Raw genomic sequence first — 20,323 nt, 5'->3', positions numbered from 1 at the left:
GCCGAGCCCGGGTACGAGCCGCGTGCCGGGGCACGAGCCACCCGTGCTGATCGCGAGCGACCTCGACCGCACGCTGATCTACTCCGCCGCCGCGCTCGCCCTGCGTATGCCGGACGCCGAGGCGCCGCGCCTGCTGTGCGTCGAGGTGTACGGCCACCAGCCGCTGTCGTACATGACGGAGACGGCGGCCGAGCTGCTCACCGGGCTGGCCCGTACCTCCGTCTTCGTGCCGACCACCACCCGCACCCGCGAGCAGTACGGCCGCATCCGCCTGCCCGGCCCCGCCCCCCGCTTCGCGATCTGCGCGAACGGCGGGCATCTGCTGGTGGACGGCGAGTCCGACCCGGACTGGCAGGCGTCCGTACGCGATCGTCTCGACGCCGCGTGCGCGCCCCTGGAGGACGTCCGCGCCCACCTCCTCCGCACCGCGGACCCGGCGTGGCTGCTCAAGGAGCGGGTGGCCGAGGACCTGTTCGCCTACCTCGTCGTGGAGCGGGCCCTGCTGCCCGGGAACTACGTCAAGGAGCTGGGCGAATGGGCCGAGGAGCGCGGCTGGACGGTCTCGCTGCAGGGTCGCAAGATCTACGCCGTGCCGAAGCCGCTCACCAAGAGCGCCGCGGTCGCCGAGGTCGCCCGCCGCACCGGGGCGGGGGAGGTGCTGGGTGCCGGGGACTCCCTCCTGGACGCCGACCTCCTGCTGGCCGCCGACCGCGCCTGGCGCCCGGGCCACGGCGAGCTCGCCGACGAGGGCTGGACGGCGCCGCATGTGACCGCGCTGCCGGAGCGGGGGGTGGCGGCGGGGGAGGAGATCCTGCGGGCGTTCGCGGCCCGGGCGGTGGAAGCCCGCACCGCGACGGCCCGCACCGCCACGACCTGACGAGCACCCCCGGCCCCGTCACCCCCGCCGCTTCCCCTGCCCCGGTCGGAGGACCCGGGCGCCCACGAACACCGCCACCCCGAGCGCCGCCGCGCCCGCCACCACCTTCGAGTACACCGACACGTAGTCCGTCACCTCATGCCAGTTGTCCCCCAACGCGTACCCCGCCAGCACGAACACCGTGTTCCAGATCAGGCTCCCGAGCGTGGTCAGCGCCAGGAACACGGGCACCCGCATCCGCTCGATCCCGGCCGGCACCGAGATCAGGCTGCGGAAGATCGGCACCATGCGCCCGAAGAACACGGCCTTCGTGCCGTGCCGGGCGAACCACCGCTCGGTCCGCTCGATGTCCGCCACCTTCACCAGCGGCAGCCGCGCGGCGATCGCGACCGTACGGTCCCGGCCGAGCAGCCCGCCCGCCCAGTACAGGGCGAGCGCCCCGATCACCGAGCCCGCCGTGGTCCACAGCAGCGCGGCGTACAGGTTCATCTCGCCCCGCGCGGCGGCGAATCCCGCCAGCGGCAGGATCACCTCGCTGGGCAGGGGTGGGAAGAGGTTCTCCAAGGCGATGGCGGCGCCCGCGCCGGGCGCGCCCAGGGTGTCCATCAGGCCGGTGGCCCAGTCGGTGATCCGATCGCTCATGCCGATGACGCTAGAAACCCCGCCGCCCGGCGGCCATGAGGGCGCCCACCCGGCCCTTCGGCCGTACACCGCACCCACAACCTGCGGAAAACCTCAGTGTGCGGGACCACGCGCCCCGCTAGCGTGGCCGTCCATGGGCACATGGGGGAGTTTGCTGCGGCGCGGATGGCGGCGCGGGTGGCGTCTGGCCGGCGGGCTGCTGATCGGCGCCTGCACCGCCGTCGTGGAGTTGCCGGGCGCCGCCGTGGCGGGGGCGGCCCTGCTGGGCGTACGGGCCTGGCCGGGCGGGCGCCCCGCCGCCCGGCGGCGCGTGGAGCGCGCGGTGACGGCCGGGGCCCGGCGGCTGGCGGAGGCCGAGCGCGGCCGGCTGTCCCGCTTCCTGGGCCAGGACATCGCGGCCGACTACGACGACGGCGGCGCCCGCCAGTACATGGCGGTGCGCTGGTCACTGGGGCTGCTGGGCGGGCTGGTGCTGGCTTCCGTGGCGGTCGGCGCCGCGTACGGCAGCCTGCTGCTGTGGGGCTGGTTCCTCATCAGCGGCGGCGAGTGGATGACGATCATCGCCTCGGCGATCGGCGGGCTCTTCCTGCTCTTCCTCGCCCTCCAGGGCGTTGTCGGCGTCGCGCTGCTGGAGGGGCAGCTGGCCCGCCACTTCCTCGGCCCCAGCCCCCAGGAGGCCCTGCGGCGCCGGATCGACGAGCTGTCCACCAGCCGCGCCGGGGTCGTGGACGCGGTGCACGACGAGCGGCGCCGTATCGAGCGGGATCTGCACGACGGGGTGCAGCAGCGGCTCGTCGCCCTCGGCATGCTGCTCGGCCGGGCGCGCCGCAGCCAGGACCCCGACAAGGCGCGCGCCCTGCTGGTCCAGGCCCACGAGGAGAGCCGGGCCGCGCTGACCGATCTGCGGGAGGTGGCGTGGCGGGTCTACCCCACCGCGCTGGACGAGGCCGGGCTGCGGGCGGCGCTGGAGGCGGTCGCGGAGCGCTCGCCGATCCCGGTGCGGCTGGAGTACGGGCTGACGGCCGAGCCGGAGGAGGCGGTCCGCACGGTGGCGTACTTCGTGGTCGCCGAGGCGGTGACGAACGCGATCAAGCACGCGGGTGCGGAGCACCTCACGGTGGCGCTCACCCGGAGCGATGCGGAGAAGGGCGTGGCGGAGGTGGGCGTGGCGGCGGCGAGAAGGGCGGAGAGGGGCGTGGCGGAGGTGGGCGTGGCGGGGACGAGAAGGGCGGAGAGGGGCGTGGCGGGGGAGGTGACGGCGCGGGGCGGGCTGCTGCTGGTGCGGGTCACCGACGACGGCAAGGGCGGCGCGGACCCGGCGGGCGGCGGGCTGCTGGGGCTGGCCCGGCGGGTCGCGGCGCTGGACGGCCGGCTGCGGGTGGCCAGCCCGCCCGGCGGCCCCACGACCATCAGCGCGGAGCTGCCATGCGCGTGATCCTGGCCGATGACTCGACGCTGCTGCGCGAGGGACTGGTGCGGCTGCTCGCCGAGGAGGGCCACGAGGTGGTGGCGGCGGTGGGCGACGGCGCGGCGCTGGTGGAGGCGGTGGCGCTGCACCCCGACGTGGACGCGGTGGTGGTGGACGTACGGATGCCGCCGACACACACGGACGAGGGGCTGCGGGCCGCGCTGGAGATCCGCCGGGTGCACCCCGGGATCGGTGTGCTGGTGTTGTCGCAGTACGTGGAGAAGCGGTACGCGACCGAGCTGCTGACCTCGGAGGACGGCGGCGCGGGGGTCGGCTATCTGCTCAAGGACCGGGTGGTGGAGGTCGACGAGTTCCTGGACGCCCTGGAGCGGGTGGCGGCGGGCCGCGCCGCCTTCGACCCCGAGGTCGTCCGCAGGCTGCTGGCCCGCAGCACCCACACCGACCCCCTCGGCCGGCTCACCCCGCGCGAGCGCGACGTCCTCGACGCGATGGCGCAGGGCCACGCCAACACGGCCATCGCGGAGCGGCTGCATGTCTCGCGCAGCGCCGTCGAAAAACACATCAATGCGATCTTCGACAAGCTCGAACTCCCCGCGAGTTCGGGTTACAGTCGCCGGGTGTTGGCCGTCCTGCGCTATCTGGGAAGCTGAAGGGGACCTGAGTTGGCCGAGAGCAAGAGCACGCCGATCACGGACGAGCTGTACGCCTACATGCTGGGGCACAACCCGCCGCTCGACCCGGTCCAGCGCGAGCTCGTCGAGGTCACCCACGCCCGGCTCCCCGAGGTCGCGGGCATGCAGTCGGCCGAGGAGCAGGGCCCGCTGCTGGCCTTCCTGGTACGGCTGACCGGCGCCCGGCACATCGTGGAGGTCGGCACCTTCACCGGCTTCTCCGCCCTGTCCATGGCGCAGGCGCTGCCCGCCGACGGCAAGCTGATCGCCTGCGACGTATCGGAGGAGTGGACGGCGTACGGGCGCGAGGCCTGGGCGAAGGCCGGGGTCGCGGACCGTATCGACCTGCGGATCGCGCCCGCGCTCGACACGCTGCGCGCGATGCCGGCCGAGCCGCACATCGACCTGGCCTACCTGGACGCGGACAAGGGCAACTACATCGCGTACTGGGAGGAACTGGTGCCGCGCATGAGCCCGGGCGGGCTGATCGTCGCGGACAACGTGTTCTTCCACGGCTCCGTCGTCGACCCCGGGGCCACGGGCTCGGGCGCGGCGATCAAGGCATTCAACGAGCACGTGTCCGCCGACGACCGCATGGAGGCGGTCATGCTCACGGTCGCTGACGGGCTGACTCTGGCGCGCCGCCGCTGAGCCTGCGGCGGCGGAGCAGCCGCCGGGCGAGGCGCCGCGCGTGCGGGTGCCGGCCTTCCCTGCCGCCTCCGCCCCCTCCTCCCCGCTCCCCGCCTTCCGCTTCCCGTTCCCCGCCTCCGCCTTGCCGCCGCTGCCCTTCGGCCCGGCGCTCGGCGGAGGTACCGGCGGAGGTACCGGGGGAGACGTCGCGGGAGGAGCCGGGGAAGCCTCCGGGGGGCTGATCGAGCTTCCCCCACTTACCGGGCGTCCCGGCCCGGACCTCCCGGGCCTGCGCCTCGCGCCGGGCGAGCTCGGGGTGGCGGGCCCGCCAGTACGGATTGTCGTGCGGCAAGCCGCCGCTGACCCGCCCGTACATGCCGAACCACATCAGCATCAGGCCGACCACAAAGCTGAACAGCACGTTCTGGAGGCGGAAGGCCAGGAAATTGTAGGGCGTTTCCAGCAGGCAGAGATTGACGAAACCGCTCAGCAGGAACGCGACGCCGAGGACGATGTTGAGGGTCGAGGCGAAGTTGCCCCCGATGACCATGCCGGCGAACAGCAGCGCGCCGATGACGATGGACAGGACGCTCAGCGCGCCGTCGGTGTTCAGCCCGGCGACGGTGTGACCGCCGGTGTCGAAGAAACCGATCTGGTGGGCCAGGCCCAGGCTGCCGAAGGCGACCAGGACCAGGCCGGTGAGCCCCGCGCCGACGCGGTAGACCTGGCTCAGGGCGTGGTCGGTCGGCAGATGCTCGTCGAGCTTGGTACGGACGCCGATCCGCTCCGGGAACTGGCGTCCGATCCCCGCTGGATTCGGACCGATGGGGGAGGGGCGACCAGTAGCCATGTCCGGCCTCCTTCGGGCTGATGGGCTTTACCCCTGCCGCGCGCGGAGACCCCGGCCTCACGGTGCTGCGCGCTGCGCGGTCGAGGCCGTACCTGCGTACGTACCTCCCAGGATCCGCCCCCGGCCCGGCCCGCTCAACCGCAGCAGCCGCCCCCGCAGCACCCGCCGCCACCACCGCCGGAGGCCTGCGCCCGCGCCGGGGCGGAGGAGCCTCCCGTGATGGCGACCGTCGAGAGCAGCTTCACCGTGTCGTCGTGCCCGTCCGGGCAGGAAGCGGGCGAGGAGGACTCGGCCATGGGCCGGTTCAGCTCGAAGGTGGTCCCGCAGGCGCGGCATCGGTATTCATAGCGAGGCATGGTCCGCAGCATAGCCAGGGACGGCGCGGGACAACACGGGTCCGGTGCGGGACCCCGCCCCCGCGGGACCCCGCCCCCGCGGGACCCCGCCCCCCGCGGGGGACCGCTCAGCGCCCGCCCCCGCGCTCCTCACGGATCTCCTGCACCACATGGGCGACCGTCTGCCGCACGGCCTCCGTCTCGGACAGGAAGTGCCACCAGTCCGGATGCCGCCCCTCCAGGCCCGCCACCGCCCGATCCAGCCGCTCCACCGCTCCGTCCAGCGGCCGGGCGTGACGCGGGTCGGGGGTGTCGCGGCCGGCCATCGCCAGCCGCTGCGCGTCGCGGATCGCGAAGCGCGTGCGCTCGATCTCCTTGCCCCGGTCGTACGACACCTCGTCCAGCCGCCGCAGCCGCTCGCCGGCGGCCGAGACCGCCTCGTCCGTGGTGTTCAGCAGCGCCCGTACGGTGGCGAGCAGGGCCGTGGCATCGGCCCAGCGCTGCTCGTCCCGCGCCTGCTGCGCCTCCTTGAGCTTCGCCTCGGCCCGAGCGACATCCTGCGCGGCCTGCTCGGGGACGGACTGCAGATCCTGCCAGCAGGCCGCGCTGTAGCGCCGCCGCAGCTCGCTCAGCACGGGCTCGACGCCCTCCGTCCGCGTGGTGATCGCCTGGGCGCGGGTCCGCAGCGACACCAGCCGCCGGTCGATCTCCGCGGCCCGCTCCGGCAGCCGCTCCGCCTCGCCGCGCACCGCCTCCGCCCGGCGCAGCACCTCGTCCGCGCGGCGGATGGTCTGCTGCACACCGTGCCGGCCCGCCCCCTCGTTGAGCTTGGTCAGCTCGGGCGCCAGCGCGGCCAGCCGCGCCGCCAGGTCGTCGGCCCGCAGCCCGGACCCCCGTACGGCGTCCAGCGCGTCGCTCGCCGCCCGCAGCGCCTGCCGGGCCCGCTCCACGGCGGGCGCCAGCCGCGCCAGCTGGGTCTCGGCCTGCTCGAGCAGCGGGCCGAGACCCTGCGCGAAACGGTCGAGATCCGCCTTGGCGCGCCGCAGCTCGTCCTTCGCCCCGACCAGGTCCGCGCGGGCGCGCGAGGCGGCCTGTGCGTCCAGGCCGTCCCGGTCCAGGTCATGGGCGTCCACGGCGGTGATGTAGTCCCGGCTGACCTGGTCGATCCGCTGCCCCAGCGCCTCGAAGCCGGCCACCGCCCGCCGGGCGGCGGGGGAGTCGTCCACCGCCGTGATCGTCTCGATCGAGATCCGCAGATCGCGCTGCGCCGTGTCCAGCTCGTAGAACGCCGCCGCGGCCTCGTCCTTCGCCGCCTGCGCCTGCGCCCGCTGTCCTTCCCCCCGCCCCCCGAACCACCGCCGCGCCCCGCCCCCGGCGAACGTCATCGGCACCACCGCCACCAGCAGCGACAACGGCGCCAGCACCACCACGGCCCGCCCCACGACGGCCCCCACAACCCCCTCGCCGACCCGGCGCCCCAGCCCACCCGGACGCCCCACCGCCCGCGGCCCGCGCACCGCCCGCCGACGACGTACTGGACGCGCAGACCGCGCGGATGTCGCCGTCACTTCCCTCTCCCACATGGATCGCCCCAGGCCCGGCTGTCATTCTCCCACCCGTCACTGACGAACAGGCGTGACGTTCGGTTCGCGGCCGGGCGGCCCCCTTTTCCGCCCGCCCACGGGATTGCGATGCCGGGGCGCGGACAATGTAGGCTGGCACCTCATCCCGGGCGCATAGCTCAGCGGTAGAGCGCTGCCCTTACAAGGCAGATGTCGGCGGTTCGAACCCGTCTGCGCCCACAGTGAATGACCGCAGGTGAAAGCCTGATTCGGCCCCTCAACCTCTCTGGGTTGGGGGGCCGTTCGTGCTCGGATGCCACATAGATGCCACATCCCCAAATGATCATGCAGTGCAACGGTGTGTAACCCTATGCGACCTGGGTAAGCGTCTCGTACGTTGAGACCTGAGGGACTGCGCCGCTCCCCGTTCCGCGCAGTCGATTCCTGCCTCAGCAGACCCGTGGTCCCTGGGCGGGGAGGCCCACACCATGGGAGAGCGCCCCCGCCGCATTAACCGGCGGGGGCGCCTACGTCTAAACCTAACCGCCCCGGGGGCACACAACCCCCGGGGCGGGACGCCTTGGCCGAAGCTTGGGCGTCTAACGGCGCGAAGCGGCGGATTCCTGTACGCCGCCACTGCGCCGCTTCTGCGAGCCCCGTGCGCCTCCAAGGATTGAGGCGCGGGACTCGGTCTGTGATTTACCACCTGCGGTAAGGACTTCTCCGAGCGATCGCCCGAGCGTAGGAAGGTGCCCGACGATCTTCCGCTCTGGATCCAGCAACACCGCTGGGCCGTTGGGCAGCGACTCCGGGCCCTGCGCACCGAGAAGGGGCTCACGCAGATGGAGTTGGGCACGCGGGCCGGGATCGACAACAAGACCATCAGCCGGATCGAGAACGGCCGACACCCAACATCGATTGACCAGATCGCCAAGTTGGCCCGGGCGCTGGACGTGCCGTCGTACCGCCTGTTCCATGATGATCCTTGAGCCTTGCTAATTCGTGCACTGCCCAACTAGTTTCGGCTTGATCAGCGACTACCGGCGGGTACGCGTTACCGGCAATGCTTGACAGGCAAGACGGCCAGCTCCCAGCAGAACCAGGACGCCTATTCCGGCAGTTGCCAGCTCACCCCATCCGGCTCGTCCAGCCACAGCGAATGCCCGCCGTCCGGAGTGACGGTCAAGCCGTACCGCTCGTGCCCCGGCCGCCCCGCATCGCGCCAGTGCCTGAGCAGCGGCTCCCGCTCGGCCCACAGATCACGCGGCCCCCCGTGGTCGAGCCGAGCGCTCGTCACCCCGGTCATGGTGATCCGCGCCCACGACTCGGTAACCGGGTCGAACAGGCACCGGATCTGCCGGCCGTCATCGTCGGCCAGGGCGAAATCGCTGACTCCTGGGTGCAGCATCGAGGCGAGGAACTGCGGCCCTGGGGTGCCCAGCGCCGGGACGGTGATCCCCCGGGTCTGGCCTGTCCAGGTCAGCAGCGGCTGCACGAGCCGCTGCGCGGTGGCGCCCACGGTGTCGGGGGTCGGCCGGGCGGTCATGAAGGTGGCCAGGCCGGGCAGGAAGCGGCCGGCGGCGGAGTGGTCGGCCGCGACCTCCAGGCGGACGATGGCGCAGCCGATGTTGGCCACGATGACGCCGCCGGGGCGGAGCTGTTCCAGCCAGGGCGTCGGGATCCGGGGCACTCCGCAGGTAGCGAGCAGCCGGTCGTACGGGGCCCGTTCCGGATGCCCGGCCATGCCGTCGCCGGCGATGAGAGTGGGCTCGTACCCGGCCTCCCGCAGCCGGGTCTGCGCGGTCGCCACGAGGTCGGGGTCGACGTCGACGGTCACGACGCGGTCGGCGCCGAGGCGGTGGGAGAGGAGAGCCGCGTTGTAGCCGGTGCCCGCGCCGACCTCCAGCACGGTGTCCCCGTCGTGGACGTCCAGGGCCTCGAGCATCTGGGCCATGAGGGAGGGCTGCGTGGACGAGCTGGTGGCGGTGCCGTCCTGGTCGAACTGGGTCAGCAGGGAAATGTCCTGGTAGGCCGCGGCCAGCCATGCGGGGTCGCCCTGGCTGTACCTGTGCAGGCTGCCCTGGGACCGGACGGTGAAGTCGGGGACGAACTCGTGGCGGGGCACGCTCAGGAAGGCGGCGCGCCACGGCTCGGACCGGATACTGCCGTTCCTCACCAGATGGTCGGCCATGTGGTGGCGCAGCTCGTCAGCGGACGGTGCGTCGGTGACGGTCATGAGGTGGGCCTCTCCAGTAGGTCGGCGAGTGCGTGGGTGATGGGTGCGCGCAGGTCGGGGATGAATCCCCATTGCCCGTTGGGATTCACGTCGATCAGGTACCAGCGCCCCTCGGGGTTAACGAGAAAGTCCAGTGCGACGTAGCGCAGGCCGAATGTGGCCATGAGCGTGCGGACCCCGGCGGCGGTGGGCTCGGGCACCTGGCAGGGCTTGTACGTGAGGCTGTCGTAGTCGGCCCGGAAGTCGATGCGCGACGCTGACGAGCCCGCGTGGATCTCGGCGGCGAAGAGCTGCTCGGCAACAGCGGTGAGCCGCACTTCGTACGCCTTGTCCACCCACTCCTGGAACTGGTGGGCAGTGCGCGCGACCGAGGCGTCGATCTCGTCGGACCGGACCTGCGTCGTCCACAGGGCCTGCGGCCGGTCGTTGCGGTCGCTGGGGTGGGTGGTGCCGAGCGCCTTGTACGCGGCGACCTGGCCCGGCAGCGCCGAGATGAACTCGCGTGCCTCGCCCGGGTCGTTGGTGATCAGCGTGCGGGGGACGGAGAGCCCGCTCCGGACAGCGGCGGCCAGGGCGACCGGCGGGTACGAGGCCCACCGGTTGCGGTGGGGGTGGTTCACCCACAGGCAGGGCAGCGAGTACAGCAGCCCGCCGAACCCGGCCTGCGCCTCGGCCTGGGCCCACCGTGCGTCCTCCTCGGGCATCTCCGGGTGGAGCCGGGGGGTTCCAGGGCGCCGGTAGTAGACCGACTGGACGTCGGCGAGAGACACGTCCCGGTGCTGACCACGTAAGACGCTCGACCACGATGTGCGGTCGGAGTCGATCCGGGCCGCCACCATCAGCGCCTCCGGGAAGTCCCCGGGATCGAGGCGACACACGGGCACGGATCGCTCGTTGAGCTCCGCTATGACCAGGTCAGCGGTCGCGTCAGTGGGCCGGGTCAGCACCAGGACGGTCATGATTCAGATCCTTCTGTCAGCCGACGTCAGTCCGTGTCGTTCTCCTTGTCGTCCGCCAGCTGGCTGTCCTCCCTGGTCTGGCTCGTCGACTCGAAGGCCGATTTCATCGACGGCTCGCTGATGAACGGCGTCCCGCCCTCGGTCACGCTGATCTGCCGCTCCGGGCAGAGCCGCAGGGCCGGCAGGATGAGCTTCTCGTCGGCGATGGGGACGGCCTTGGACAGCCCGAACGGCCTCACGGCCGAGCGGGTCTGCGCACGTTCCATGGTCAGTGTCACGGTGTTCTCCATTCGTGTGCGGATCTTCTGTGATGGGACTCCGGCCCGCGGCCCCCAAGCCGGGGCCGGAGTCCTTGCCCTGCGGTCGGCGGCCGTGCCTGGCTGTACCGACTCGCAGGGTGTCTATGAAGGTGGGCCGCCGGGACGCGACTGCAGCCCGGCACGGGGGGACCGGACGCCGACGGCCCACCGGTCTACGGGGCCGCCCGGCTACGGGGCGGCGGCTGCTCGGGCCGCACGTGCTGGCACCGGTCCTGGAGCACGCCGCTGACGGTCGGATGCCGCACCCTCTTGCACGTGATGCACCGGCACCGCCACGGGACGGTCGCCTTACCCGGCCAGGGCTCCAGCGGCTCGTACCCGGCCTCGCGGATGATGCGCCAGGCCTGCTGTGCCCGCTCGGCGGGCGAGCCGCGCCAGCTCACGCGTGGCAGCCAGCTCATGAGCGGCCGCCAGCTGGTGCGCGGCGCTGCCGAGGGGCCGAGTGGCGCTGGCACACGCACCGGGCGCCGCGCCGGACCGCCGCAAGGCTCGGCTGGCGTGCTGCGCCGCATCCCAAGCACCGGCTCGGCCACGGGGCCTTCACGGTCCCCGGGAACGGGGACTGCGGCTCGAATCCGGCCTCGTGGAACTCCCAGTCGGCCGTCTCGGCCAGCGCCTCCTTGTCCCAGCGCGGGGCCGGTGGTCGTCGGGGTCGAGCACAGCGGAGGCTGGCACGGCGTCCGAGGGGCCGCCGATCACGTCGCCGAGGCTGACCCACCGGCGCCCGCCAGGGGGCCGCTGGGGGCGGGGCAAGCCGTTCACGACGGCGTTGTTGTGGCAGGGACACCCGCAGCGGGCGGTGGGGATGACCGCGGGTATGCGGCACCACTCGTGCACCTCGGCGTACCGAGGGTCATGGTTCGCCAGGCGGCAGTGCGTGGTCATCCACGTGGTCATCGGGTCCTGCCCTGCTGGCCGGCGCGGCGGGCGGCGATCGCACGCCGGGCGGTGCGCGGCGAGTCCGCCACCCTGGCGAGCCCCACCAGCAGCCGCCCGGTCTCCCCGCCAGCCTCTATGTACTCGTCGACCTCGGCCGGGGAGGCCACCGAGGAGAGCTCGTCCAGGCCGACGGCCAACAAGACCTTCCCGAACCCGGCTATCGTCTGGGCCCACCGCTGGTGGGCGGGGAGGCGCAGCGCGTACTCTGCACCGTCGAAGTGCAGCAGGATGGCCCCGCCGGGGTGGACGGTGAGTCGCTCGCCGACGTCCACGAGCCCTTGATCGCGCGGCGCGAGGCCGAGGGATGCGGCGACGCCATGCATGGTCCGCTCGATGTTGGCCGGGTCCACGTCCTCGACCTGCGGTGCGGGGTAGGTCAGGAGCAGGGCGGCGAACACCTCGCCGCCGATGGTGTGGTCGAGCCACAGCCGCGGTTTGAGGGAGGCGATCAGACCGGGGGTCGGTGCCGGCGGCGCGCTGGCCTCGATGGCGCTCGTCATCGGAGCACCCCCCGCTTCTCTCCGGCCTTGGCCAGGGCCGCGAAGTACGCGCCGTACAGGTCGTTGGCGTCGGTCAGGAGAGGCTGTTGATGCGGTGCGACGATCCACGTTCGACCGTGCTGGGTGCGGGGGGCGACGATCCTCGCGTGCGGAACCAGGAGGGTCTCGCCGGCGCCCAGCACCGTGGCGCCGGGCAGGTCCCAGTCGTCGGCTGCGTGGACGGGGACGGGGACCTCGACGGCGAGGTGCGCGTACAGCACCGGTCCGAGCGGGGACTCCATCTTCCGCAGCATGCGGATGGCTGCCCACCCGGCTGGCTGTTGCAGGCGGACGACGTCCCACGCCGTTCCGACGGGTAGCGGGGCCAGGTCGCCGCGGTCCCACGCGATGAGGGTGTCGCTGAGGCTGGCGCCGGTGTCGAGGATCCAGTCCATGGCGGGGATCGCGCTGCCGACCGTCTCAGATGTCCCGACGGCGTCCTGCTGTTTCCCTGTTCGCGCGACCTTGACGTCGTATCCGCTTGGCGGTGCCCACTTCGGGTCTTTGGTCGTCATGGTCGGCTCCATGTACGGACGGTGTGCTGACCGTCACATCGTGCCGACGCAGGAAGGCCCCGGTGTCCACAGATTGTGAACACCAGGGCCCTTGACTTTGTGTAATCGTGGCGCTACACGCCGCACCACAGAGAGAACTCTCGCAGTTCGTCCGGGATTCGGGCCCGCGCTCGTCGCAACGCCGCTGCCGTCTCATGCACCTGGGGGTGGTGCCGCGTCATCTGGGGCGCCACCTCCCGCGCCTTGAGCAGGGACGCGAACGCCTCATCATGGCGCGCCGTCCACACCTGTGCTCGGGCGAGGTCGATGTAGAAGTGCCCGGCCCGGCCCGGCGGGTAGCCCTCGGGGATGTGCACCTTGGCCGCGCGCTTGAGCGCCAGCCCGTGCTTGTCCCGGTCCGCCGCAGCGGCAACGGCGTGCAACTCGACGTTCGTGGGCCCGAACGTCAGCTCGTAGGCGCGCGTCTCGCCCGTCTCCTGGGCCATCCCGCGCGCCTCCTCCAGCCACGCATCGGAACCGTCCTTGTCCCCCCGGCGGGACGCGAGGATGGAGCCCTTCAGGTGCAGCGCGCCGCGTACCGCCCGGGTCTCCGGGGCGCCGTCGTCTTCGAGATCTCGCAGGGCCTGGTCTACCAGCCGCAAGCCCACGTCCAGGCCTGGCTTGCCTCCTTCGACTGACGTCTGGGCGCGCATCCACCGCTCGACCGCGACCTGTCGCGGATCGCCGGACTCAGCTGCGGCCTGGGCCATCCGGGTCAAGGCCAGTCGAGCGAGGTGCATCTCGCCGACCCGGTACGCCACACGCCACACGCCACGGGCGGCCTCGGCCTGGAGCCCGTGCAGTTCCTCACGGACTCGGCCGGGCCGGTCGTGGAGGTGGATCGCGTGGAGGATCTCGGCAATCAGCGGAGGCAGGGCCTCAGCGAGCCCCCCCAGGTTGGCCGCAGCGCGGAGCTCGACGGTGCTCGCCACAGCGGCGCGTAGCTCTTCGAGGGGGCGGGGTGGGGGTGCAGCTGGGTCTGGAGAGAGGTCCCAGCTCTCGAGAGCGCCACCGAGAGGCTCGATCATTCGGTCGATGCGGTCCTGCTGCATCTGTTCGCGGTAGGGCTGGCCTCGCAGGTTCGAGACGCCGACATCGAGAGCGCGAGCGACAGAGGCCACTATCTCCTCGCTTGCGTTCCGGTCGCCCTTCTCGATCATCGAGAGCATTGAGGCCGAGACGTGCGAGCGTCGCCCCAGTTGACGTAGTGAGTAGCCCCGGATAGCGCGCAGTTCGGCGATGCGCTGTCCGATTCCGCCGGTGTGTTCGTCCGTGCCGTATGGCATGCTGAACTCCGTTCTGCTGACACTCAGAACGGTACCTGCGGTCGGCTCCGTGGGTACGGCCGATCGGCCCCCATTCCGGTGGGGGCCGTCGCGTTCTCTTGACACGACGAAAGCCCCCTCGCCCGGCCCGGAGGCCAGACGAGGGGGTGTCTTGTATCAGAGGCGTCGGCGGTCCGGTGCGAGCGCGGCCGGCGTCGTCGGGCTCGGCGTCGGCTCGTCGGGTCGAGGCGCGCCGTCGCGGCGGCACACCAGGGCATCCGGGTCCCAGCTCGGCGTCTGCAGGGAGTAGCCGTCCGGGCAGAACGGGCCAGGCGGACCGGTGGCGCCGCGCTCTCCAGGGTCCCCCTTTTCTCCTGGGACGCCCGGCGCGCCGTCCGCCCCGTCCCGGCCGGGCTCGCCGGGCGGGACGGTCGCCCCCGGTGTGCGAGAGCCTGATTCGGACCCTCGACCCGTCTCGCAGCCGAGGCGGGGGCAGAGGGGCCGAGCGCGTGGCTAACCTGGCGGCATGGAAACGATCCTGGTGAGCGCGTGTCTGCGCGGGGTGCCGTGCCGGTTCGACGGGCGGCACAAGGCTTCGCCGGAGTTCGAGGAGGCGGTGGCCGGCCGCGAAGTCGTCTCCTTCTGCCCGGAGGTCGCGGGCGGGCTCACGACTCCGCGCAGGCCTGCCGAGCTGGTCGGCGGTGACGGGCACGACGTGCTCGACGGGACGGCGCGGGTCGTCGAGGACACCGGGCGTGACGTGACCGAGGCGTTCGTGGCCGGAGCTCAGCGCGCACTTGAGGCGGCGCGGCGGGGAGGCTGCACGGAGGCGCTGTTGATGCCGCGCAGTCCTTCGTGCGGCCGGGGCGTGGTGTACGACGGATCGTTCGCCGGGGAGTTGGTGTCGGGAGACGGGGTGACGGCGGCGCTGCTCGAGCGGAACGGCGTCACGGTGCGGCCCGCACCCGGCGTGTGAAGTCGCCGGCCTCGCCGCCGTACGCGGGGAGTTGGACGAGGCCCCGGCCGGCCCACCGGCGCCGACGGCCACGGCGCCGGAGGTTCAGCTTCCGGCTCGCGTCCGGGTGAAGACGTGGGAGCGGCCGATCGGGGTGAAGCCACGGCGGGCGTACCAGTGGCGCGGCCAGTCATGGAGGTCGGCGAGGAGGAAGACCAGGCCGCACCCCGCGGCGTGGTGCAGGGCGGTGGCGAGGACGGCGTCCGCGCAGCCGCGCCCGAGGTGGGTGTCGGCGGTGACGACGTCCTCGATCTGGGCGACGCCCTCGGCCGTATCGAGGTAGAGGTCGGCCCAGGAGGCGACGGTGCCGTTCTCGTCGCGTACGGCGAGGAAGCGGACCTGGTCGGCGCCGCGGAGCCGGGCCGTCCTGCGGTCGGCGAGCTGGCGGACCACGGCGTCGTCGGCCTCGGGCATCCAGTCACGCAGCCGGCGGAGCAGAGCGGGGCGCAGATCGGCGAGGGTGACCGTCCGCACGGACGGGTGGGGGACGGCGGCGGAGCCGGAGTACGCCATCACGAGCTCGGTGTCATGGGAGTAGCCGAGCGCGGTGAGCGCCGGTGCACAGGCGGTGCCGACGGCGTCGTCGAGGACCGTGATCCGGCGGTGGCCCAGGTGGCCGAGAACGGTCTCGGCGAGGGCGGGGAGCTCCGGGGGAGCCGAAGTCCCCTCGACGATCAGCTGGTTGTGCTCGTGGGAAGCCGCGTACTCCTGGTCCAGGACCGCCACCCCACCGGGCACCTCGGTCACCACGGCGGCCTGACGCCGGGCGAAGGACGAGCGGAAGGCCGCGATGCGCTCGAGATCCGTGGCTGACATGGGGTCAGTGTATGGAGCGGTGGCACACCCGGTGGCTGAGCCCCCGGCAGGGGCCCGGAGGTGGCGCGCGGTAGCTGAGCCCCCGGCAGGGGGCCGGGGGTGGCGCGCGGTGGGTGAGCCCCCGGCAGGGGGCCGGGGGTGGCGCGCGGTGGCTCGGTCGGCCGCTCCGGCTACCCTCCGCCCCCGGCCCGTGGCGGGCGAGCCGTCAGGCGGCGAATCGGGGGCGGTCGTTCCTGGGCTCGTGGTCGCGTGCCGCCTCTTCCAGCGCCCGTATCCCGAGGTCGATGAGCGGGTTTCGCCGGCTGCCCCGGCGTACGCAGGTGAGGATGCGGCGCGTCGGCGTGTTCCCGCCCGACAGCGGCATCCGCGCCACCGCCTGGCCCGCCGGGCCCTCGGCCAGCCGGGGGACCAGGGAGACGCCCAGGCCGTTTCCGACCAGCGACCAGATCGCCGGCCAGTGGGTGGCGGCGTGCACGATCCGGGGTGAGAATCCGGCCGCCGCGCACAGCATCCGTACCCGCTGGGCGTGGTCGCAGGCGCCCGGGTCGGAGACGATCCAGTCCTCGTCCGCGGCGTCCTCCAGCCGCACCGACGCCGCCCGTGCCAGCGGGTGGTCGGCGGGCACCAGCATGAGGTGCGGCTCCTCCAGCAGGGGGCTCTGCTCGAACCGGGCGTCATCCGGCGGCGGGCCGTCCTCGATGGGCTCCACGACCGCGATGTCCACCTCGCCCGCCACCAGCAGGTCCATGCTCTCCGCGGTCTCGCACTCGCGGACCCGCACCTGGAGGTCGGGGTGGCTGTGCCGCAGCCGCCCGCCCGCGGGGGCGATCAGGCCGCACCGCAACGGTCGACCGGGTTCATCCTGCTGTCATGAACACCAGCGCGAACACCGTCGTTTCCCGGCACACCACCAGCGAGGGCGTTGTGGTCTGGAGCCGTTGCGCCTGCGGGCGGCTCCAGATGGTCCTGGTTCCCCACGGCAGCGACGGGAGGGGACTCGTCGCGGGCGGACACGACATCCGGTGCACATGTGGGGGCTAATCCTGGTCCCACAGCCGCAGGGAGTCATCGAGCAAGCGCCGGCCCTCGGGTGACACGGCCCATTCGCCCATCCGATTCCCGGGATCGTACGGGGCGCCCGGGTGAGTGTTCAGCCAATTCCGCCATCTGTTGAGATCGCTTCCCTGGTACAGGCTGACGAGCACCGGGACGTTGTTACGGATGGGCTCGTTGTCCGGGTTCTGCTCGGTCACCTTGGAGTACGCCCCGAGGATCGCGGCTATGTATCTGATCGACCCGTCGGAGGTGCGCAGAATCGCGCGGCGGCCGGGCGGGACGCCGTCGTGGTGGCGTGGTGGCGGGCTACCGGACCGGGCGGCGGCCGCTTCGCGCCCCGCCGCCGGTCCCGTTGAGGGGGATCAGCGAGGCCAGGGTGGCCCCGCGGACCCATGCCCCGAGCAGGTCGCGGTGCATGGCGAGGATCTCGTGCTTCACCGCCAGCTTCTCAGCCGCCGCCGTGAAGTTGCAGGTGGCGACGTACACGGCGACGTCCGCGCCGTGTTCGGCCTTCGCCGTGCCGAGGAACTTCTGCATCTCACCGCTCCCCACGGTGCGGTGCGGCGCGTAGTGCTTGCACTGGATGACCAGCCGACGCCCGTCCGGCATCAGTCCGATCACATCGGCGCCCAAGTCGCCGGCCTTCCCGGAGACCTCGACCTGGGTGCAGCCGTCGCGGCGGCACAAGTCCGCGACGTACCGCTCGAATCGCTGCCAGGTCATCGCGTCGACATCGGACATGGCCAGCTCCCGCGCCCGGTGCTCCTCCTCGGCCCGCCAGGCGTGGTCGCCGGCCACGGCGCGCCGGTGGGCCCTCAGGAGCCACCAGCCGATGCCGGCGAGCAGCGCCGCGACGACCGCCCCGAGCACGTACGGCCACACGGTCCGCCACGTCAGCGCCAGCGCGAGCGCCACCACGGCACCGGCGCCCCATGCCCCGCGGCGTGCCCGCGTCTTCAGCCGTCGTAAGGACCGCGTGCGTCGCCGTCGTGCCGTGGTTGCCATGTCTCCCCTCCCGTGCGTACCCGGGCAGTGTGGGGAGCGGTGGGCGGCCGCGGCAAGACCGCCTCACCCGTCTCACCCGAACCCGCGGCCTTGACCCGAACCCATGGCCTGAACCCGTGGTCTGGACCCGTGGCCTGAACCCGTGGCCTGAACCTAAGGCCTTCACCTGAACGCGCGGCGGTAGGCGTGCGGGCTGACGCCGGTGGTGCGCTTGAAGCGGTCGCGGAAGGCGGTGGGGGAGCCGAAGCCGACCCGCGCGCCGACGCGTTCGACGGAGTGGTCGGTGGTCTCCAGCAGGTGCTGGGCCTGGCGGATGCGGGCGCGGTGGAGCCATTGGAGGGGGGTGGTGCCGGTCTGGTCGCGGAAGCGGCGGATGAGCGTACGGGTGCTGACCCCGGCGTGGGAGGCGATGTCGTCGAGGGTGAGGGGCCGGGCGAGGTTGTCCCGGAGCCAGACGAGGACCGGTTCCAGCACCGAGCCACCGGGGGTGGGGGTGTGGTCGTGGACGATGAACTGGGCCTGCCCGCCCTCGCGTTCCAGGGGCATCACGGACAGGCGGGCGGCATCGGCGGCCACCGCGGCGCCGTAGTCGCGGCGGATCAGGTGCAGGCACAGGTCGAGTCCGGCGGCCGCGCCGGCGGAGGTGAGGATCTGGCCGTTGTCGACGTAGAGCACGTTCGGGTCGACATCGATGTCCGGGTGGGCGGCGGCGAGCCGGTCCGCGGCGAGCCAGTGGGTGGTGGCGCGCAGGCCGTCCAGCAGGCCGGTGGCGGCCAGGGGGAAGGTGCCGGTGCAGATGGAGGCGATACGGGTGCCGTCGGCGGCGGCCCGGCGCAGCGCCTCGCGTTCGGCGGGGCTGGGTGGGGCGGCGGGGTCGGCCACGCCGGGCACGATGACGGTGTCCGCGCCGGTGAGCCCCTCCAGGCCCCAGGGCGCCCGCAGGGTGAACGCGCCGGCGTCGGTCTCCGGCCGCTCGGCGCAGACGCGTACCTGGTAGCCGGGGCGGCCGTCGGGCAGGCGGGTGCGGGTGAAGACCTCGATGGGGGTGGACAGGTCGAACGGAATCACCTTGCTGAGCGCGAGGACGGCCACCGTATGCATGTCCAGAACCTAGCGGTCCGACGGGCCGGACGCACCGATGGGAGCGAGGCTCCCGCGCCTGTCCGGGCAGGTCAGGGGCACATCACCAGGCTTGGCGTTTTTCCGTTGATACTCGTCATTAACGCCACTGGGGAGGGCCGCGCCGCGCGACTAGCGTCGAGGGCGATCCCGTACCGTCCCCTTTCTGGAAAGGCATACGCGTGCTGTACCTCGCGCCGATCGGCATCGGCCTTCTCTACGCCCTGCTGATGTCCCTCATCCGGGAACCGCATCGACGCCGCTTCAACGCGATGATGGTGGCCGGCGCCGGCGCCGCCTACCTCAGCGGTGGCGGCCTGGGCGGCTGGGAGTTCGCGTTCACCGCGCTCGTCACCTACGTCGCCTACCGCGGCCTGGAGTCATGGACGTTCATCGGCATCGGCTGGCTGTTGCACACCGCGTGGGACGTGGTTCACCACATCAAGGGCAACCCGATCGTCCCGTTCGCCCACACCTCGTCGCTGGGCTGTGCCATCTGCGACCCGGTCATCGCCCTGTGGTGCCTGGGCGGAGGCCTGTCCCCGCGTGAACTCCTGCGGCGCGGGCGGCCCGTGGCGGTCGCCGCGCAGCCGCTCGCCGAGCAGCGCGGCCTGGCGGCGGCCGTTCGCCGTCAACTCGGTCTCGTCGGGGGACGCCTCGCCGTGCCGGGTCAGATAGAGGTAACGGGCGGCCCTGGTGGTCATCGACGGGTTCCTCGGCGATAGGCGGGCGTGGTGCCCTGGAAGACGTCCTCCGCCGGGTTCGGGGTTGCGCACCGGGGGATACACCGGGCCGAGGCGGGACGGTGAGGGGGAGGGCGGGGGCCGGCCCGCCCCCGCCCCCGGCCGGACGGCAGCCGGAGTGACGTCATCCGATTCAGCTACCATGCGTCCTGATCTGCGATTTGGCGCGGCGCGGCCAGGGGAGGGACGGCCGTGGGCGCGGATGCGCGGGACCCTCTACGGGAGGTAACGGGGATATGTCATTCGACAGCGAGTGGTCTCAGCTCAAGGCGGACGCGGCGGGGCGGCAGAGCACCCATACACGGCTCAACCAGACCGTCGCCGACGGCGGGGGCGGGACGGGCGCGGGCTCGACGGGGGAGGGCGGCTCCACTGACCTGGTCGTGCACCAGGACGACCTGGGCGCGGTGGGGCACGAGGCCTTCGTGCTGCACGGCAGGCTTCAGAAGGCGGCCGACATCGCCGGGGCCGGGGCGGACAAGGACGGCGTGGGGTCGTCCATGCAGGCGGCCAAGGCGCTGAGCGACCACAACTTCGCGATGGGCGAGGAGCTGAGCACGACGGTGTCCGTCTGGAGCTCCCAGGTCAAGACCGTGCTGCAGATGTGCGCCCACATCTCCAACCACCTGGACTACTCGAAGAAGCGGCATGCCGAGGACGACGAGGCGATCGCCGCCTCGCTGCGCCACCGGGACGGCTCGGCCGTGAGTGTTTCCGAGATATCCGAACTGGTGAAGTGAAAGACGTAGCGGGGAAAGACG

At 72.7% G+C, this 20,323-nt stretch carries 21 protein-coding genes, 1 tRNA gene and 1 pseudogene; 9 read left to right on the top strand and 14 right to left on the bottom strand.

What is annotated here, in order from left to right; all coding sequences use genetic code 11:
- Positions 1 to 46 precede the first annotated feature (46 nt).
- Entirely contained in the window at positions 47 to 877 is an 831-nt protein-coding gene (locus tag ABFY07_RS09040; protein WP_428836893.1) for an HAD family hydrolase, read from the top strand.
- A gap of 18 nt (positions 878 to 895) precedes the next feature.
- On the opposite strand, the gene ABFY07_RS09035 is transcribed toward ABFY07_RS09040, so the two are convergent.
- Positions 896 to 1,519 carry a DedA family protein gene (locus ABFY07_RS09035; protein WP_346173946.1) on the bottom strand — a complete coding sequence of 208 codons (624 nt, stop codon included), beginning with the start codon at positions 1,517 to 1,519 and terminating at the stop codon, positions 896 to 898.
- Between the two features lie 133 nt (positions 1,520 to 1,652).
- Here ABFY07_RS09035 and ABFY07_RS09030 point away from each other — a divergent pair, with 133 nt between their 5' ends.
- Genes ABFY07_RS09030 through ABFY07_RS09020 form a run of 3 tightly spaced genes read left to right on the top strand, consistent with a single transcriptional unit; the run spans position 1,653 to position 4,270 of the window.
- Complete coding sequence (locus tag ABFY07_RS09030) at positions 1,653 to 2,954, top strand: sensor histidine kinase (protein ID WP_346173945.1); 1,302 nt, start codon at positions 1,653 to 1,655, stop codon at positions 2,952 to 2,954.
- The gene (locus ABFY07_RS09025; protein ID WP_346173944.1) at positions 2,945 to 3,598 is read left to right on the top strand and encodes a response regulator; all 654 of its coding nucleotides are present in this window, start codon (positions 2,945 to 2,947) and stop codon (positions 3,596 to 3,598) included. Before ABFY07_RS09030 ends, ABFY07_RS09025 begins: the two co-directional genes overlap by 10 nt.
- A gap of 60 nt (positions 3,599 to 3,658) precedes the next feature.
- On the top strand, positions 3,659 to 4,270 hold the full coding sequence (locus ABFY07_RS09020; protein ID WP_346174037.1) for an O-methyltransferase: 612 nt from the start codon (positions 3,659 to 3,661) through the stop codon (positions 4,268 to 4,270).
- Here the strand turns inward: ABFY07_RS09020 and ABFY07_RS09015 are convergent.
- From ABFY07_RS09015 to ABFY07_RS09005, 3 genes are all read right to left on the bottom strand, one after another.
- Positions 4,230 to 5,099: a DUF4383 domain-containing protein gene (locus ABFY07_RS09015; RefSeq protein ID WP_346173943.1), complete on the bottom strand. Its 870-nt coding sequence runs from the start codon at positions 5,097 to 5,099 to the stop codon at positions 4,230 to 4,232. The genes ABFY07_RS09020 and ABFY07_RS09015 overlap by 41 nt on opposite strands.
- Before the next feature lie 134 nt (positions 5,100 to 5,233).
- The gene (locus tag ABFY07_RS09010; RefSeq protein ID WP_346173942.1) at positions 5,234 to 5,455 is read right to left on the bottom strand and encodes an FmdB family zinc ribbon protein; all 222 of its coding nucleotides are present in this window, start codon (positions 5,453 to 5,455) and stop codon (positions 5,234 to 5,236) included.
- A gap of 107 nt (positions 5,456 to 5,562) precedes the next feature.
- The gene (locus tag ABFY07_RS09005; RefSeq protein WP_346174036.1) at positions 5,563 to 6,819 is read right to left on the bottom strand and encodes an efflux RND transporter periplasmic adaptor subunit; all 1,257 of its coding nucleotides are present in this window, start codon (positions 6,817 to 6,819) and stop codon (positions 5,563 to 5,565) included.
- 345 nt (positions 6,820 to 7,164) lie between these two features.
- On the opposite strand from ABFY07_RS09005, the gene ABFY07_RS09000 reads away from it, so the two are divergent.
- Positions 7,165 to 7,236, top strand: a tRNA-Val gene (locus ABFY07_RS09000).
- Positions 7,237 to 7,745: 509 nt separating this feature from the next.
- Positions 7,746 to 7,985, top strand: coding sequence for a helix-turn-helix domain-containing protein (locus ABFY07_RS08995; protein ID WP_346173941.1), 240 nt, complete (start codon positions 7,746 to 7,748; stop codon positions 7,983 to 7,985).
- A gap of 119 nt (positions 7,986 to 8,104) precedes the next feature.
- Here ABFY07_RS08995 and ABFY07_RS08990 read toward each other — a convergent pair whose 3' ends face one another.
- The 6 genes from ABFY07_RS08990 to ABFY07_RS08965 all read right to left on the bottom strand — a co-directional run bounded on the left by ABFY07_RS08990 (position 8,105) and on the right by ABFY07_RS08965 (position 13,829).
- A complete protein-coding gene (locus ABFY07_RS08990) occupies positions 8,105 to 9,232 on the bottom strand; it encodes a methyltransferase domain-containing protein (RefSeq protein WP_346173940.1) in 1,128 nt (375 codons plus the stop codon).
- On the bottom strand, positions 9,229 to 10,191 hold the full coding sequence (gene tgmB / locus ABFY07_RS08985; RefSeq protein ID WP_346173939.1) for an ATP-grasp ribosomal peptide maturase: 963 nt from the start codon (positions 10,189 to 10,191) through the stop codon (positions 9,229 to 9,231). Before tgmB ends, ABFY07_RS08990 begins: the two co-directional genes overlap by 4 nt.
- A 26-nt stretch (positions 10,192 to 10,217) precedes the next feature.
- Positions 10,218 to 10,469, bottom strand: coding sequence for a putative ATP-grasp-modified RiPP (gene tgmA, locus ABFY07_RS08980; protein WP_346173938.1), 252 nt, complete (start codon positions 10,467 to 10,469; stop codon positions 10,218 to 10,220).
- A 935-nt stretch (positions 10,470 to 11,404) separates the two neighbouring features.
- Entirely contained in the window at positions 11,405 to 11,950 is a 546-nt protein-coding gene (locus ABFY07_RS08975) for a hypothetical protein (protein WP_346173937.1), read from the bottom strand.
- Positions 11,947 to 12,504, bottom strand: a complete 558-nt coding sequence (locus ABFY07_RS08970) for a hypothetical protein (RefSeq protein ID WP_346173936.1) — start codon at positions 12,502 to 12,504, stop codon at positions 11,947 to 11,949. Before ABFY07_RS08970 ends, ABFY07_RS08975 begins: the two co-directional genes overlap by 4 nt.
- 113 nt (positions 12,505 to 12,617) lie before the next feature.
- Positions 12,618 to 13,829: a helix-turn-helix domain-containing protein gene (locus ABFY07_RS08965; protein ID WP_346173935.1), complete on the bottom strand. Its 1,212-nt coding sequence runs from the start codon at positions 13,827 to 13,829 to the stop codon at positions 12,618 to 12,620.
- Between the two features lie 505 nt (positions 13,830 to 14,334).
- Between ABFY07_RS08965 and ABFY07_RS08960 the strand changes: the two genes are divergently transcribed.
- Positions 14,335 to 14,784, top strand: a complete 450-nt coding sequence (locus ABFY07_RS08960) for a 2-thiouracil desulfurase family protein (protein ID WP_346173934.1) — start codon at positions 14,335 to 14,337, stop codon at positions 14,782 to 14,784.
- Positions 14,785 to 14,868: 84 nt separating this feature from the next.
- On the opposite strand, the gene ABFY07_RS08955 is transcribed toward ABFY07_RS08960, so the two are convergent.
- The 4 genes from ABFY07_RS08955 to ABFY07_RS08940 all read right to left on the bottom strand — a co-directional run bounded on the left by ABFY07_RS08955 (position 14,869) and on the right by ABFY07_RS08940 (position 18,801).
- The gene (locus tag ABFY07_RS08955) at positions 14,869 to 15,639 is read right to left on the bottom strand and encodes a GNAT family N-acetyltransferase (protein WP_346173933.1); all 771 of its coding nucleotides are present in this window, start codon (positions 15,637 to 15,639) and stop codon (positions 14,869 to 14,871) included.
- A 205-nt stretch (positions 15,640 to 15,844) separates the two neighbouring features.
- Positions 15,845 to 16,483 carry a LysR substrate-binding domain-containing protein gene (locus ABFY07_RS08950; protein ID WP_346173932.1) on the bottom strand — a complete coding sequence of 213 codons (639 nt, stop codon included), beginning with the start codon at positions 16,481 to 16,483 and terminating at the stop codon, positions 15,845 to 15,847.
- 518 nt (positions 16,484 to 17,001) lie between these two features.
- Positions 17,002 to 17,700 (bottom strand): restriction endonuclease, encoded by a 699-nt coding sequence (locus ABFY07_RS08945; RefSeq protein ID WP_346173931.1) that lies wholly within the window; start codon positions 17,698 to 17,700, stop codon positions 17,002 to 17,004.
- Between the two features lie 162 nt (positions 17,701 to 17,862).
- On the bottom strand, positions 17,863 to 18,801 hold the full coding sequence (locus ABFY07_RS08940; RefSeq protein WP_065958871.1) for a GlxA family transcriptional regulator: 939 nt from the start codon (positions 18,799 to 18,801) through the stop codon (positions 17,863 to 17,865).
- 200 nt (positions 18,802 to 19,001) lie between these two features.
- Between ABFY07_RS08940 and ABFY07_RS08935 the strand changes: the two are divergent.
- Positions 19,002 to 19,382, top strand: a pseudogene (locus ABFY07_RS08935) (DUF6010 family protein); the annotation flags it as partial.
- Positions 19,383 to 19,798: 416 nt separating this feature from the next.
- The gene (locus ABFY07_RS08925; protein ID WP_346173930.1) at positions 19,799 to 20,302 is read left to right on the top strand and encodes a hypothetical protein; all 504 of its coding nucleotides are present in this window, start codon (positions 19,799 to 19,801) and stop codon (positions 20,300 to 20,302) included.
- Positions 20,303 to 20,323 lie beyond the last annotated feature (21 nt).

The sequence above is a fragment of the Streptomyces sparsogenes subsp. cuspidosporus genome, assembly GCF_039532705.1.
Taxonomy (GTDB): Bacteria; Actinomycetota; Actinomycetes; order Streptomycetales; family Streptomycetaceae; genus Streptomyces; species Streptomyces sparsogenes.
Note: the sequence above shows the minus strand (reverse complement) of the source record. Positions and strands in the feature narration are given on the sequence as shown.

Excerpts from the sequence above, each read along its gene's own strand:
- ABFY07_RS09025 (WP_346173944.1), top strand. The coding sequence starts at position 2,945 with ATGCGCGTGATCCTGGCCGATGACTCGACGCTGCTGCGCGAGGGACTG.
- ABFY07_RS08975 (WP_346173937.1), bottom strand. The coding sequence starts at position 11,950 with ATGACGAGCGCCATCGAGGCCAGCGCGCCGCCGGCACCGACCCCCGGT.
- ABFY07_RS08960 (WP_346173934.1), top strand. The coding sequence starts at position 14,335 with ATGGAAACGATCCTGGTGAGCGCGTGTCTGCGCGGGGTGCCGTGCCGG.
- ABFY07_RS09015 (WP_346173943.1), bottom strand. The coding sequence starts at position 5,099 with ATGGCTACTGGTCGCCCCTCCCCCATCGGTCCGAATCCAGCGGGGATC.
- ABFY07_RS08965 (WP_346173935.1), bottom strand. The coding sequence starts at position 13,829 with ATGCCATACGGCACGGACGAACACACCGGCGGAATCGGACAGCGCATC.
- ABFY07_RS09030 (WP_346173945.1), top strand. The coding sequence starts at position 1,653 with ATGGGCACATGGGGGAGTTTGCTGCGGCGCGGATGGCGGCGCGGGTGG.
- ABFY07_RS09020 (WP_346174037.1), top strand. The coding sequence starts at position 3,659 with ATGCTGGGGCACAACCCGCCGCTCGACCCGGTCCAGCGCGAGCTCGTC.
- ABFY07_RS09010 (WP_346173942.1), bottom strand. The coding sequence starts at position 5,455 with ATGCCTCGCTATGAATACCGATGCCGCGCCTGCGGGACCACCTTCGAG.
- ABFY07_RS09005 (WP_346174036.1), bottom strand. The coding sequence starts at position 6,819 with ATGACGTTCGCCGGGGGCGGGGCGCGGCGGTGGTTCGGGGGGCGGGGG.
- ABFY07_RS08970 (WP_346173936.1), bottom strand. The coding sequence starts at position 12,504 with ATGACGACCAAAGACCCGAAGTGGGCACCGCCAAGCGGATACGACGTC.
- tgmB (WP_346173939.1), bottom strand. The coding sequence starts at position 10,191 with ATGACCGTCCTGGTGCTGACCCGGCCCACTGACGCGACCGCTGACCTG.
- ABFY07_RS08990 (WP_346173940.1), bottom strand. The coding sequence starts at position 9,232 with ATGACCGTCACCGACGCACCGTCCGCTGACGAGCTGCGCCACCACATG.
- ABFY07_RS08925 (WP_346173930.1), top strand. The coding sequence starts at position 19,799 with ATGTCATTCGACAGCGAGTGGTCTCAGCTCAAGGCGGACGCGGCGGGG.
- ABFY07_RS09035 (WP_346173946.1), bottom strand. The coding sequence starts at position 1,519 with ATGAGCGATCGGATCACCGACTGGGCCACCGGCCTGATGGACACCCTG.
- ABFY07_RS08955 (WP_346173933.1), bottom strand. The coding sequence starts at position 15,639 with ATGTCAGCCACGGATCTCGAGCGCATCGCGGCCTTCCGCTCGTCCTTC.
- ABFY07_RS08945 (WP_346173931.1), bottom strand. The coding sequence starts at position 17,700 with ATGGCAACCACGGCACGACGGCGACGCACGCGGTCCTTACGACGGCTG.
- ABFY07_RS08940 (WP_065958871.1), bottom strand. The coding sequence starts at position 18,801 with ATGCATACGGTGGCCGTCCTCGCGCTCAGCAAGGTGATTCCGTTCGAC.